General features: G+C 73.2%; 12 protein-coding genes. 4 read left to right on the top strand and 8 right to left on the bottom strand.

The features are described from left to right. Positions 1-372 precede the first annotated feature (372 nt). Positions 373-915: a hypothetical protein gene (locus ACGH2B_RS24595; protein WP_399093897.1), complete on the top strand. Its 543-nt coding sequence runs from the start codon at positions 373-375 to the stop codon at positions 913-915. A 134-nt stretch (positions 916-1,049) separates the two neighbouring features. On the opposite strand, the gene ACGH2B_RS24590 is transcribed toward ACGH2B_RS24595, so the two are convergent. Continuing rightward, positions 1,050-3,179, bottom strand: a complete 2,130-nt coding sequence (locus tag ACGH2B_RS24590; protein WP_399093895.1) for a primosomal protein N' — start codon at positions 3,177-3,179, stop codon at positions 1,050-1,052. 1,080 nt (positions 3,180-4,259) lie between these two features. On the opposite strand from ACGH2B_RS24590, the gene ACGH2B_RS24585 reads away from it, so the two are divergent. The 3 genes from ACGH2B_RS24585 (at position 4,260) to ACGH2B_RS24575 (ending at position 6,056) form a co-directional block, all read left to right on the top strand. Next, on the top strand, positions 4,260-4,385 hold the full coding sequence (locus tag ACGH2B_RS24585; protein ID WP_399093892.1) for a hypothetical protein: 126 nt from the start codon (positions 4,260-4,262) through the stop codon (positions 4,383-4,385). Further along, positions 4,382-5,029, top strand: coding sequence for a maleylpyruvate isomerase family mycothiol-dependent enzyme (locus ACGH2B_RS24580; RefSeq protein ID WP_399093889.1), 648 nt, complete (start codon positions 4,382-4,384; stop codon positions 5,027-5,029). The genes ACGH2B_RS24585 and ACGH2B_RS24580 overlap by 4 nt, the downstream gene beginning before the upstream one ends. Positions 5,030-5,105: 76 nt before the next feature. Further along, positions 5,106-6,056 (top strand): EamA family transporter, encoded by a 951-nt coding sequence (locus tag ACGH2B_RS24575; protein ID WP_399093886.1) that lies wholly within the window; start codon positions 5,106-5,108, stop codon positions 6,054-6,056. A 167-nt stretch (positions 6,057-6,223) separates the two neighbouring features. Here ACGH2B_RS24575 and metK read toward each other — a convergent pair whose 3' ends face one another. The 7 genes from metK to ACGH2B_RS24540 form a co-directional block, all read right to left on the bottom strand. Continuing rightward, positions 6,224-7,432, bottom strand: coding sequence for a methionine adenosyltransferase (gene metK / locus ACGH2B_RS24570; RefSeq protein WP_399093883.1), 1,209 nt, complete (start codon positions 7,430-7,432; stop codon positions 6,224-6,226). 245 nt (positions 7,433-7,677) lie between these two features. After that, the gene (gene coaBC / locus ACGH2B_RS24565; RefSeq protein ID WP_399093880.1) at positions 7,678-8,919 is read right to left on the bottom strand and encodes a bifunctional phosphopantothenoylcysteine decarboxylase/phosphopantothenate--cysteine ligase CoaBC; all 1,242 of its coding nucleotides are present in this window, start codon (positions 8,917-8,919) and stop codon (positions 7,678-7,680) included. Positions 8,920-9,058: 139 nt separating this feature from the next. Next, entirely contained in the window at positions 9,059-9,331 is a 273-nt protein-coding gene (rpoZ, locus tag ACGH2B_RS24560) for a DNA-directed RNA polymerase subunit omega (protein WP_005319902.1), read from the bottom strand. Positions 9,332-9,403: 72 nt separating this feature from the next. Further along, complete coding sequence (gmk, locus tag ACGH2B_RS24555) at positions 9,404-10,021, bottom strand: guanylate kinase (protein WP_399093877.1); 618 nt, start codon at positions 10,019-10,021, stop codon at positions 9,404-9,406. 37 nt (positions 10,022-10,058) lie between these two features. Continuing rightward, complete coding sequence (gene mihF, locus ACGH2B_RS24550; protein ID WP_399093874.1) at positions 10,059-10,382, bottom strand: integration host factor, actinobacterial type; 324 nt, start codon at positions 10,380-10,382, stop codon at positions 10,059-10,061. A gap of 198 nt (positions 10,383-10,580) precedes the next feature. Further along, positions 10,581-11,441, bottom strand: a complete 861-nt coding sequence (gene pyrF, locus ACGH2B_RS24545) for an orotidine-5'-phosphate decarboxylase (RefSeq protein ID WP_399093871.1) — start codon at positions 11,439-11,441, stop codon at positions 10,581-10,583. Continuing rightward, positions 11,438-12,544 carry a quinone-dependent dihydroorotate dehydrogenase gene (locus ACGH2B_RS24540; RefSeq protein WP_399093868.1) on the bottom strand — a complete coding sequence of 369 codons (1,107 nt, stop codon included), beginning with the start codon at positions 12,542-12,544 and terminating at the stop codon, positions 11,438-11,440. Before ACGH2B_RS24540 ends, pyrF begins: the two co-directional genes overlap by 4 nt. Positions 12,545-12,562 lie beyond the last annotated feature (18 nt).

Genomic DNA, 12,562 nt, shown 5'->3' with positions numbered 1-12,562 from the left:
CTACCTCTCACACGCTGCGGAACGGCGCACCAGTCTACGGCCGGGCACCGCGTCCACCGGGCGCACGGGGCCCGGAGCGGCCGCCCGCCCGGTGCCGTCCGTCCGCGCGGTCCGCGCCGGGCCCCGTGCGGTGCGCACCGCGGCCCGGCGGCGTAGGTCCCCGTGACCGCGGCGGCGCCCTGGGCGGGCAACTCCCCCTGCGGGCCGGGGGCGTACGGGGCGCACCGCGCCGTGCTGACGAGCTGTTACGCCCCCACACCGTGACCAGAGCCGCCGCTGCCGCGTTGGTCAAACAGCATTGACCGTTGCCGGGCCGCGGACTCGGCCCGCCTCGTCCTTTTCCCTTTCCACGCCGGTTCGAGAGGCTTTCACATGGCCGACCACGCAACCCACGACGCCCAGGCGCGCGCCAGCCTGCATCTCCTGGTACGCGACATCGAGCGGGTACGCCGGCAGGTGGACGCGTTGCGCACCCTGACCGCACAGCTCGGCAACGTCTACCGGCCGCGCCGCACCGGCCCCTCCGCCGGCTTCGTCGTCTACGGGCGCGCGCCCGCCCCCACGGTCCGCCTCGCCCAGGAGCTGCGGGACAGCGTCGAGACGCTCGTCACCGCCGCCGTCGACTTCGACCGCTCGCTGGGCTTCTCCTGGGACGCGGTCGGCTCCGCGCTCGGCGTCACCAAGCAGGCGGTGCACCGCCGTTACGGCGGCCGCCGGGCCGCGCAGCACGGCGCCGAGGGCGCGGACGCCGCGCACCGCTCCCCCGAGGCGACCACCTCGCGCACGGTGGCCGTCGCCGCCGGCCTGCCCGGTACGCCGTCGGTGCCCGCGGCCCGCTCGATGCCGGCGCAGCCCGCCACCGGCACCCGCGAGGAGCCCCGCACCGGCGCGCTGCCCGCACCGCGCAACGGCTGACGGCCCGTTCCTCCACGGCCGGACGGGCGCCCGGCGCGGGCCCGCTCCGCCACGCGCCCGCGGGCCGGGGCGTACGGGAGACCCCGGCTCAGCGCCCCGCGAGCGGCGGCCACGGCCGGGCCGCCGGGCAGCGCTCAGCCCAGGTCGGGCGGGTCGATCCGGACCCGGACCGCCTCCCCCTCCCGCTTGACCAGCCGGGCCGCGCGGGCCGCCTTCAGAGCCGCCGCCAGCGCCGTGCCCTGACCGGGCCGTACGCGCACCAGCGCCCGCTCCCAGCTCTCGCCCGGCGGCGGATCGCCGGGCCGGCGAGGCCGCCCGGGATCGGTGACCGGCAGCGGCACCGGGCCCAGCACCTCGGCGCCCGGCGGGAGTTCGGCGGATTCCAGCAGCGCGGCGACGTCGTCGGGGCGGCCGGTGACCGCCGCCATCCGGGAGACCGGCGGGAAGCCCAGCTCGGCCCGCTCCGCCAGCTCACGGACGGCGTGGCCCACCGGATCCCAGCGCACCAGCGCCTGGACCGGCCGCAGTGTCGGCTCCGCTATCACCGCGACCGTGCCGCCCGCCTCCTGACCGCGGACCAGCGAGGCGGCCGTCAGCCAGCGGCGCAACGCCTCCTCCCCGGCGCGCAGATCCGGGCGGCCCAGCAGCGCCCAGCCGTCGAGCAGCAGCCCGGCGGCGTATCCGGGGCCCTCCGCGACCGGCTCGGCACCCGGGGTCGAGACCACCAGCGCGGGGGCGTCCGGCACCGTCGCCAGGACGTGGTCGCGGCCCGAGGTGCGCACCGGGACCGCGGGGAACGCGCGGCCCAGTTCCTCGGCCGTCCGCCGGGCACCCACCACCTGCGCGCGCAACCGGGCGCCGCCGCACTCCGCGCAGTGCCAGTCCGCCTCCGCCCGGCCGCACCAGGCACACACCAGGTCATCGGCGCCCGGCGACTGGAGCGGGCCCGCGCAGGCGCGGCAGCGGGCCGGGGTCCGGCAGCGGGCGCAGGCCAACCGGGGGGCGTAGCCGCGCCGGGGAACCTGGACGAGGACCGGGCCGTGCTTGAGCCCTTCGCGCACCACCTGCCAGGCCATCGTCGGCAACCGGGCCGCGCGGGCCGCCTCGTCCCGCGCCTCGTCGCCCTCACCGACCGTACGGACGCGGGGGGCGGCGGCGCGCACCCGCTCGCGGTCGGCGGCCAGCGGGCGGGCCCAGCCGGTCTCGACGAGCTGCGCCGCCTCGACCGTGCAGCTCACGCCGCCGAGCAGGAATCCGGCCCGCTCCCCCACGGCGCGCTGGATCAGCACTTCTCGGGCGTGCGGCTGCGGGGCGTGCGGGTCGCTGAGCGCGGCGTCGCCGTCGTCCCAGAGGGCGACCAGGCCGAGGCGGTCGACGGGGGCGAACATCGCGGCGCGGGTGCCGATCACGGCGCGTACCGAGCCGCGGCTGACGGCGAGCCAGCGGCGGTAGCGCTCCTCGGGCCCGGCGTCGGCGGTGAGCAGAACGTGGCGGCCGTCGCCGACGAGGGCGGTGAGCGCGGCGTCCACCCGGGCGGCGGCGCGGCCGTCGGGCACCACGATCAGTGCGCCGCGGCCCGCGGCGAGCGTGGCGGCGGCCGCGCGGGCCAGTTCGCCGGGCCAGGTGGCGCCGGGCAGCGCCGTCCACACCGCGCGCGGCGCGTCCCCCCGGGACAGCGCGGCGAGGAAGCCGGGACCGGCGCCGTACCGCTGCCAACTGCCGGGGTCGGGCGGGGCGTTGGGCGGCAGCGGGGGCGGGGATTCCTTGGCCTCGGCGCGGGCGCGGCGGGGCGGAACGGCGAGCTGGACGACGTCGGCGAGGCTGCCCGCGTAACGGTCGGCGACGGCGCGGCACAGGGCGAGCAGCCCGGGGGTGAGGACCGGCTCCGGGGAGAGGACCTGGGCGAGCGGGGCGAGGACGCCGCGGAAGTCGCTCTCCGCGACGCGGTCGACGATGAAACCGCTGACCAGCTTGCCGCCCTCGCGGCGCCCGCCCTTCTCGCCCGCCCCGAAGCGGACGCGGACCCGCACGCCGGGGCGCGCCTCGGCGTCCATGGCGGCGGGGACGACGTAGTCGAAGTAGCGGTCGAGGTGGACGAGGCCTTTGTCCACGAGGACGCGGGCGACGGGCAGCTCGGCGGCGGGCTCGGCGCCGCGCCAGGTGCGCGGCTTGGCGCGGGCCGTCCTGGTTTCCCGCACGCTCGCCCGGATGAGGGCGAGCTGCTCGCCCGCGTCCGCCCCCTGGTGCCCGTCGTCCCTGCTCACGGCATCCAGTCTTAGCAGACGGCACTGACAACGGCGGGCGCGCGAGCCCGTCCCCGAGGGCCGGGCGGGGCCGGTTCCGTACCGTGCCGTGGCGCTCGCGCGCGGCCCCTCGCCCCGAACGCCTGTGGCGCCGCTTCAAACATGGGAGCGAAATCGCGTCGTTCCCTTTTCGCCGGAGAGAGCCCCGGTACGCCGGAACGGCCAGGCCGGAGGCCGCCCGGCGACGCCGGAAAGTCGGCCGGAAACGACGCAACACACCCCTCGGCGAGACTTACCGCACAGACAACCGCTTCCCACTTCCGAAAAGCTTCTGCAATAGTCGGACCGCCCCGTAAGGAAGGAACTCCAGCGACAACACCGACACGAAAGGAAAACCCCCTTTCTCTCTTTTCCGCCAGGCCATCCAGCCCCTGATCGGACAGGACCGACACCCCCGCAGGACATTCGGACCTCATTACTCCCCGGCCACCTCCCCTCTCTTCCCGTGCGCATTCACTCCCGTTTCCTCGTACCGGCCACCACACCACTGATCACACCGTGCGCCCAGCCCGCGCGACCTCGCCCCGCCGCTCGCCGAAAGGGAACGGAATGCCGTCGGCCACCTCGCCCGGACCGCGACGGGAGCTGCGTTCCGTCGCCGCACACCGACGGTTCGGCAGCCGCCCGTCCGAGGCGTACCGCATCCCGTACCGCGAGGTCATGCGGTACGGGACACCGTCATCCGAGGGGGTGCCAAGGAGCGGGGACTTCACCCCCGCGTACGGCACGCGAATCGTGGTCGGGCCGGCCGGTGCGCAGCGGCGGCAGCTCTCGCTCCGGGAGGGCAGGAATTTCCGCAGTCCGAATTCCAAAAGAATGCGCGACATTCTCATAGCCGCGCCGCGCTGCGCTCACACCCGCAATTCCAGCATTCCGCCGCGCGCCTTCCGCCGCCCCGCCGGTGAAGCGGGCCGACGCCTGCGCTTTCTCACCGAATTCCCGCTGCGCGGCGGCGGGAAGAGTCGCTCCGGTCCGCCCGGGATCCGGTCCCTCCGGCCCGCTCCGCCCTCCCCCGTCCCGCCTTTCGCGAAGGAGTCCGCTATGCAATCCGCCACCGACCAGCTCGAACAGTGGATCCCCGACCGGCGCACGGCCGTCAGCGGTATCGACGCCCTCCGCACTCCGTACCGCGTCGAGGCGCGCGACTTCGGGGCGGGAGCGCGATGACCATCCTGCAGATCCCCGCCGCCACCGATGTGGTGCTCCGCGCCGAACGCGACACCCTCGTCCCGCGGCTGCGCATCCTGCCCGAGGCCGATCTGCGGCGGCCCACCGTCTGCGGCGACCGGACCGTCCGTGACCTCGTCGCACGCTGCGGCGCCGCCCTCACCCGCCTCGCCGCGGACCCGTCTCGCCCCACCGGCCACGAGCGCAACCACCGCGAGGTCGCAGAGCGCCGCTCCTGGCCGCTCAAGCAGGTCATCGACGAGTTCGAGCAGGGCCTGACGGACGCGGTCCCGGCCATCCGGGCGGCCGGCGGCGCCCAGGATCTGGCGGCGCTCGGCACCTGGATGCACGGCGGCGACATCCGCGAGGCGATCGGCCTGGACGATCCGTACCACAGCCGTGGCCACCAGGCGGCTCTCACCCTGCTCAGCCGCCACGGGCGGGTCGTGCGCACGCCCCGGGTGGAGATCCAGCTCCCCACCCGGCGGCTCACCCTGGGCACCGCCGTGCCCGGACGGCCCACCGCGAAGCTGACCGCGGACATCCCCGACGTCCTGCGGCTCTACACCGGGCGCCCGGTGGCCGCCGACCGCTACCGGCTGTCCGGCGCGACCCCCGGCGAACTCGTCGGCGCGGAGTGGTGACCGGAACACTCCGGACCCTCCCCACCGCCCCGGCCCCGCCCAGGGCCCCAGCACACCCCTGAAAGAGGAGCGGTTCTTGCCACTGTCCACCTTCCTGGGCGCCGTCCTGGTGATGGTCATCTGGGGAACGAACTTCACCGTCATCGACATCGGACTGCGCTCGTTCGACCCCTACCTCCTGGCGTCGCTCCGCTTCCTGCTCGCGGCCGTCCCCGCGGTCTTCTTCATCAAGCGGCCGAACGTGCCGTGGCGCCCTCTCCTGCTGTACGGACTGTTCTTCGGCATCGGCCAGTTCGGGCTGCTCTTCGCCGGGATGGACCTGGGCTTCTCGGCCGGTCTCGCCTCGGTCGTGATGCAGCTCCAGGCGTTCTGGACGATCGGCCTGGCGGCGGGGCTGCTGGGCGAACGCGTCAGCCCCCGCTTCCTGGTGGGGTTCGCGGTGGCGGCCGGCGGCATGGCGCTGGTCGCCGCCGTCACCGACGGTTCGGTCACCGCGGCCGGTACGGTCATGGTCGTCGGCGCTTCGCTGTGCTGGGGCATCGCCAACCTGATCATCAAGAAGGCCCGGCCGGACAACGCGCTGGCGTTCACGGTCTGGGCGAGCCTGGTGCCGCCCGTCCCGCTCTTCCTGATGTCCCTGGGCCTCGGCGGCTGGGGCACCGTCGAGCACTCCTTCACCACCATGGGCTGGACCGGCCTCGGCTCACTGCTCTACATGGTCTATCCGGCGATCCTCTTCGGCTTCGCCCTCTGGGGCCATCTGCTGCGCACCTACCGCACCTCCCGGGTCGCGCCGCTGACGCTGCTGGTGCCGATCTTCGGCATGACGTCATCGGTGCTGTTCCTCGGTGAGCCCCTGGGCGCCCTGAAGGCCACCGCCATCACCCTGGTGGTCCTCGGGCTGGTCCTCAACCAGTTCGACGTGATCGGCAAGGTCCGCGCCCGGCGGGCCCCGCGGAACCCCGGCCCCGTACCGGCCGGCGTACCCTGCGCCGAAGTCACCGCCGAACCCACGAAAGCGGGTTGACCGGACCGCGCGCCGCGCATCCGGCTGCCGCACCGCGCCGGTCGGCCATGCCGCGCCGGAGGGACGGCCCGGCACAGGGACGGCCCCATACGTACGGAGCGGCCCCGCACCGGAAAGATCCGGTGCGGGGCCGCTCGGCTGTCCGGGGGCGCCCCGGACGGGAGGTCCTAGAGACCCGCCGCCTTGCGCAGCGCGTCGACGCGGTCGGTGCGCTCCCAGGTGAAGTCGGCGTCCGCGCGGCCGAAGTGGCCGTACGCGGCGGTCTCCGCGTAGATCGGGCGGAGCAGGTCGAGGTCGCGGATGATCGCGGCCGGGCGGAGGTCGAAGACCTCACCGATGGCCTGCTCGATCTTGTCGGTGTCGACCGTGGCGGTACCGAAGGTCTCGACGAAGAGACCGACCGGCTCGGCCTTACCGATCGCGTACGCCACCTGGACCTCGCAGCGGGCCGCGAGACCGGCCGCGACGACGTTCTTGGCCACCCAGCGCATCGCGTACGCCGCGGAGCGGTCGACCTTCGACGGGTCCTTGCCGGAGAACGCGCCGCCGCCGTGCCGGGCCATACCGCCGTAGGTGTCGATGATGATCTTGCGGCCGGTCAGACCGGCGTCGCCCATCGGGCCGCCGATCTCGAAGCGGCCGGTCGGGTTCACCAGCAGGCGGTAGCCGTCGGTGTCCAGCTTGATGCCGTCCTCGACCAGCTCCTTGAGGACGTGCTCGACGACGAACTCGCGGATGTCGGGCGCCAGCAGCGAGTCGAGGTCGATGTCGCTGGCGTGCTGCGAGGAGACCACGACGGTGTCGAGGCGGACGGCCTTGTGACCGTCGTACTCGATGGTGACCTGGGTCTTCCCGTCGGGGCGGAGGTAGGGGATGGTGCCGTTCTTGCGGACCTCGGACAGGCGGCGGGAGAGCCGGTGCGCGAGGAAGATCGGCAGCGGGAGCAGCTCCGGCGTCTCGTCGCACGCGAAGCCGAACATCAGGCCCTGGTCGCCCGCGCCCTGCTTGTCCAGCTCGTCCTCATCGCCCTCGACACGGGTCTCGTACGCCGTGTCGACACCCTGCGCGATGTCCGGGGACTGCGCGCCGATGGAGACCGAGACGCCGCAGGAAGCGCCGTCGAAGCCCTTCTTCGACGAGTCGTAGCCGATGTCGAGGATCTTGTTGCGCACAAGGCTGGGGATGTCGGCGTACGCCTTCGTCGTCACCTCGCCGGCCACATGGACCAGGCCGGTGGTGATCAACGTCTCGACGGCGACCCGGGAGGTGGGGTCCTCCTTGAGGAGGGCGTCGAGAATCGTGTCGCTGATCTGGTCAGCGATCTTGTCGGGGTGGCCCTCGGTGACGGACTCCGAGGTGAAGAGGCGGCGGGACACATCGCTCCCTGGGGTTGCAGCGGCTGCTGGCTGATCATTGGCGGAGGGGTTCGAGAGCTGCGCTCGACCCGATCCGCTGGCCAGTTTATCGGTCGTGTGCGAGGTTCGGACACTCAGTCTCGATTTGTGGATCCGTCGTGACCTGGCACACCACGGCCCACAAGGGGACGATCAGCCGTACGGCCCCGCGGGTCAAGGGGGCCGCCGCCGTGGCGCGAACCCGCGGGGCCGGTGCGGCGCGGGGGTCAGGAGCCGTCGGCGGCGCCCGGCAGACGGCCCGCGACGAGGTCCCACACCGTGTCGGCGAGCGCTTCCTTCGGCCCGTGCGGCACCGGCGTCTCGGAACCGTCCGTGGCGAGGATCACGGCTTCGTTCTCCGCCGACCCGAAGGTCTTGTGCTCCCCCACCTCATTGACGACCAGCAGGTCACAGCCCTTGCGGGCGAGTTTGGCGCGGCCGTTGGCGAGGACGTCGTCGGTCTCGGCGGCGAATCCGACAACGATCTGCCCGGGGCTGGGCCGATCGGCGGACAGCTCCGCGAGGATGTCCGGATTGCGGACCAGCGTGACCGGTTCCGGCTCCTGCCCGTCCTTCTTCTTGATCTTCCCGGTGGCGTACGCGGCGGGGCGGAAATCGGCCACCGCCGCGGCCATCACCACCGCGTCGGCGTCCCGCGCCGCCGCCAGCACCGCCTCCCGCAGCTCGACGGCGGTCCCGATACGGACGACGTCCACGCCCGCCGGGTCCGGCAGCTCGGTGTTGCCCGCGACGAGGGTGACCCGGGCACCGCGCGCGGCGGCCGTCGCGGCGAGCGCGTAGCCCTGCCGCCCCGAGGAGCGGTTGCCCAGATAGCGGACCGGATCCAGCGGCTCGCGGGTGCCGCCCGCGGAGACGACGACGTGCCGCCCGGCCAGATCCGCGGTGAGCGCGCGCGGACCGCGGGCCAGCACCCGGCGGCACAGCTCGAAGATCTCGACGGGGTCGGGGAAGCGGCCCTTGCCGGTGTCGACGCCGGTGAGCCGGCCGACCGCGGGCTCGATGACGAGCGCGCCGCGGCGCCGCAGCGTGGCGACGTTCTCCCGCGTCGCGGGGTTCTCCCACATCTCGGTGTGCATCGCGGGGGCGAAGACCACCGGACAGCGGGCGGTGAGCAGGGTGTTGGTCAGCAGGTCATCGGCGATGCCGTGGGCCGCCTTGGCCAGCATGTCGGCGGTGGCGGGCGCCACCACGACGAGATCGGCGCCCTGCCCGATGCGCACGTGCGGCACCTCGTGGACGGACTCCCAGACCTCGGTGGTGGCCGGGTTGCCGGACAGCGCCGACCAGGTGGCCTCGCCGATGAAGTGCAGACTGGCGGCGGTCGGCACGACCCGGACGTCGTGCCCCGACTCGGTCAGCCGCCGCAGCAGCTCACACGCCTTGTACGCGGCGATGCCACCACTGACCCCCAGCACGACCCTGGGCCTTGTGCGCTCCTGCTTGTCCATCGCTTCGTGCTCCCCGAGTTCGGTCCGGATCGCCCCGTGGCGGCGGCCGGCGGCCGTCCGCCCGCGGCGGGTGTGCCCCCATGACACACCAAGGGCCCGGCAGTCGCGCTGCCGGGCCCTCGGTGTGGTGGTGCGGTGCTTACTGCGCGGGGCCCTCGATGGCCTCGGAGGTCAGCAGACCCGCGTTGATCTCGCGGAGCGCGATCGACAGGGGCTTCTCGTGGACGTGGGTGTCGACGAGCGGACCGACGTATTCGAGCAGGCCCTCGCCGAGCTGCGAGTAGTACGCGTTGATCTGGCGCGCACGCTTCGCCGCGTAGATCACGAGGCTGTACTTCGAGTCGGTGGCCTCAAGGAGCTCATCAATCGGCGGGTTGATGATGCCCTCGGGCGCGGTGATGGAAGAGGACACTCTCTGCCTTCCGAAGGGGTGTGAAGCCGGTGGTGAAGCAAAAACTCTGGCGGGGGCCGGAGATCCGCGGTGTCAGTCCGCGGTCTTTCCGTCCCCATTACGCCGCAGCATCAAGGCTAGCAGCTCACGGCTGACGCCCTCGACGGAGGTGTTGACGAGCGTCATATCGAATTCCTTCTCCGCGGCCAGTTCGACCGTGGCGGCCTCCAGGCGGCGCTCGATCACATCGGGCGCCTCGGTGCCGCGGCCGGTGAGGCGGCGGACCAGCTCGTCCCAGCTCGGCGGGGCGAGGAAGACGAGCTGCGCCTCCGTCATCGATTCGCGCACCTGGCGGGCGCCCTGGAGGTCGATTTCCAGCAGGACGGGCTCGCCCGACTCCAGCCGGTCGAGCACCGCGCGGCGCGGGGTGCCGTAGCGATTACCCGCGAATTCCGCCCATTCCAGGAGTTCACCGTTGGCGATCATCTTGTCGAATTCCTCGTCGTCGACGAAGAAGTACTGAACGCCGTGCTGTTCTCCGGGACGGGGCTTGCGGGTCGTCGCCGAAACCGAGAGCCAGACCTCGGGGTGCACCTTGCGCAGATGAGCGACGACCGTGCTCTTGCCGACCCCCGAGGGGCCGGAGAGCACGGTCAGTCGCGGACGAGCGTCCGGGGGCACGGGGGTCGTCCCCCGGGATGTTGCAGCCATGCAGCGATTATTCCAGTTTCCGGGCTGTGCCGGAAAATCAGGAAGCCGAGGCGCTGAACTCCCGCTCCAGGGCGGCGATCTGGTTGGACCCCAGGCCGCGTACGCGGCGGCTCTCGGAGATACCCAGGCGCTCCATGAGCTGCTTGGCGCGGACCTTGCCCACGCCCGGCAGCGACTCCAGCAGCGCGGAGACCTTCATCTTGCCGATGACCTCGTTCTCCTGGCCCTGCTTGATGACCTCGTGGAGGGTGACGCCGGAGTTTTTGAGCCGATTCTTGACCTCTGCGCGCTCCCGGCGAGCCGCGGCGGCCTTCTCAAGCGCAGCTGCGCGCTGTTCAGGGGTAAGGGGCGGAAGAGCCACGCCTACGTCACCTCGGATGTAGAACTGTCGGATACGGACCGGTGTGGAACCTAGTCGCCCCGCACGAGCGGAGCAACGAGCAACGCTCTTACGTGCGGTGCTCTCGTCGGAGACTAGCGGCCGACAGCGCTTGAGTCAGCGAGAACAGTCGAAAAGTCCTGGTCAGACTCTGCTGACCAGGACAAATCCGGACTAAACCTACTGCTGGGCCTCCTGCTGATCGATCGCCGCCCGCACCTCGTCGGCGCACCGGGCCGCCGCATCGCGCAGCGCGCCGGTGTCCGGCCCCTGCCGCAGCACCCCCCGGCTGACGCTCGGCAGCACGTTGCGGACCGCGTCCCCGAAGACGGTGGGCAGGTCGGCGGGGGTCGCGCCCTGGGCGCCGATGCCGGGCGCCAGCAGCGGACCGTTGATCGACAGGTCGAAGGCGGAGAGATCGCCGAGGGTGGCGCCGACCACCGCGCCGTACGAGCCCAGGCCCTCGGCCGTGGCGTTCTCCTCGGCGAGGTGGCCCAGGACGGTGGCCGCGACACTCCGGCCGTCCTCGCGCACCGCCCGCTGGAACTCCGCGCCCTCCGGGTTGGAGGTCAGTGCGAGCGCGAAGACGCCGCAGCCGTGGGTGGCGGCGAGGTCCAGGGCCGGGCGCAGCGAGCCGTAGCCGAGGTACGGGCTGACCGTGACCGCGTCCGAGAAGAGCGGCGAGGCCGGGTCGAGGTACGTGGCGGCGTAGGCGGCCATGGTGGAACCGATGTCGCCGCGCTTGGCGTCCATCAGGACGAGCGCGCCGCGCTCGCGCGCCTCGGCGACGGCGGTCTCCAGGACCGCGAGGCCGCGGGAGCCGAAGCGCTCGAAGAACGCGGACTGCGGCTTGAGGACGGCGACCCGGTCGCCGAGCGCCTCGACGACGGTGCGGGTGAAGCGGGCCAGCCCGGCGACGTCGTCGTTCAGGCCCCAGTCGGCGAGGAGGGAGGCGTGCGGGTCGATGCCGACGCAGAGCGGACCGCGTTCGTCCATGGCGCGGCGCAGGCGCGCGCCGAAGGGGGTGGGGGCCTGGGTCATGCGGTCACCTGCTCGTGCTCGGCGCCGACCGCGTCGGCGAGGGTGGCGTACGGGCTGTCGCGCAGCCGGGCGGCGAGGCCCTTGTGGAGCGCGCGGCACCAGAAGGGGCCTTCGTAGATGAAGGCGCTGTAGCCCTGGATCAGGGTGGCACCGGCGAGGATGCGCTGCCAGGCGTCCTCGGCGGTGGTGATGCCGCCGACGCCGACGAGGGTGAGGCGGTCGCCGACGCGGGCGTAGAGGCGGCGCAGCACCTCCAGGGAGCGGTCCTTGACGGGCGCGCCGGACAGCCCGCCGGCCTCGTTGAGCAGCGCCGGGTCGGACTTGAGGCCCGGGTCGCGGGCGATGGTGGTGTTGGTGGCGATGATGCCGTCCAGGCCCAGTTCGAGGGCGAGGTCGGCGACGGCGTCGATGTCCGCGTCGGCGAGGTCCGGGGCGATCTTGACCAGCAGCGGGACGCGGCGGTCGGTGACGGTGCGGTCGGCGGCCTCGCGGACGGCGGTCAGCAGCGGGCGGAGGTGCTCGACCGCCTGGAGGTTGCGCAGTCCCGGGGTGTTCGGGGACGAGACGTTGACGACGAGGTAGTCGGCGTGGGCGGCGAGGCGTTCGGTGGAGGTGACGTAGTCGCCGACCGCTTCCTCCTCGGGGACCACCTTGGTCTTGCCGATGTTCACGCCGAGGGTGGTGCGGAAGACCGGGGTGCGGGCGGCGAGGCGCTCCGCGACGGCGGCCGAACCGTCGTTGTTGAAGCCCATGCGGTTGATCAGCGCGCGGTCCGGGATGAGCCGGAAGAGGCGCTTCTTGGGGTTGCCGGGCTGCGGCTGCGCGGTGACGGTGCCGATCTCGACGTGGTCGAAGCCGAGCATCGCCATTCCGTCGATGGCGGTGGCGTTCTTGTCGAAACCGGCGGCCAGACCGAACGGGCCGTGCATCCGGCGGCCGAGCGCCTCGACGCGCAGCTCCTTGTGGCGGGGCGCGAGCGCCGCCGCGGCGAAGGTCCGCAGGACGGGGGTGCGGGCGGCGGCCCGGATCCAGCCGAAGGCCAGGTGGTGGGCCTTCTCGGGGTCCATCCGCTTGAAGATCAGGTGGAAGAACGTCTGGTACATGGTGGGGTCCTCGTGGGG

This window comes from Streptomyces sp. BBFR2, assembly GCF_044497305.1.
Classification (GTDB): Bacteria; Actinomycetota; Actinomycetes; order Streptomycetales; family Streptomycetaceae; genus Streptomyces.
The sequence above is the reverse complement of the archived record's forward strand: the minus strand, read 5'-3'. Positions and strand labels throughout refer to the sequence as shown.

Coding starts and splice junctions, on each gene's coding strand:
- pyrF (WP_399093871.1), bottom strand. CDS start 11,441: ATGACCCAGGCCCCCACCCCCTTCGGCGCGCGCCTGCGCCGCGCCATG.
- ACGH2B_RS24595 (WP_399093897.1), top strand. CDS start 373: ATGGCCGACCACGCAACCCACGACGCCCAGGCGCGCGCCAGCCTGCAT.
- ACGH2B_RS24540 (WP_399093868.1), bottom strand. CDS start 12,544: ATGTACCAGACGTTCTTCCACCTGATCTTCAAGCGGATGGACCCCGAG.
- coaBC (WP_399093880.1), bottom strand. CDS start 8,919: ATGGACAAGCAGGAGCGCACAAGGCCCAGGGTCGTGCTGGGGGTCAGT.
- gmk (WP_399093877.1), bottom strand. CDS start 10,021: ATGGCTGCAACATCCCGGGGGACGACCCCCGTGCCCCCGGACGCTCGT.
- ACGH2B_RS24580 (WP_399093889.1), top strand. CDS start 4,382: ATGACCATCCTGCAGATCCCCGCCGCCACCGATGTGGTGCTCCGCGCC.
- ACGH2B_RS24585 (WP_399093892.1), top strand. CDS start 4,260: ATGCAATCCGCCACCGACCAGCTCGAACAGTGGATCCCCGACCGGCGC.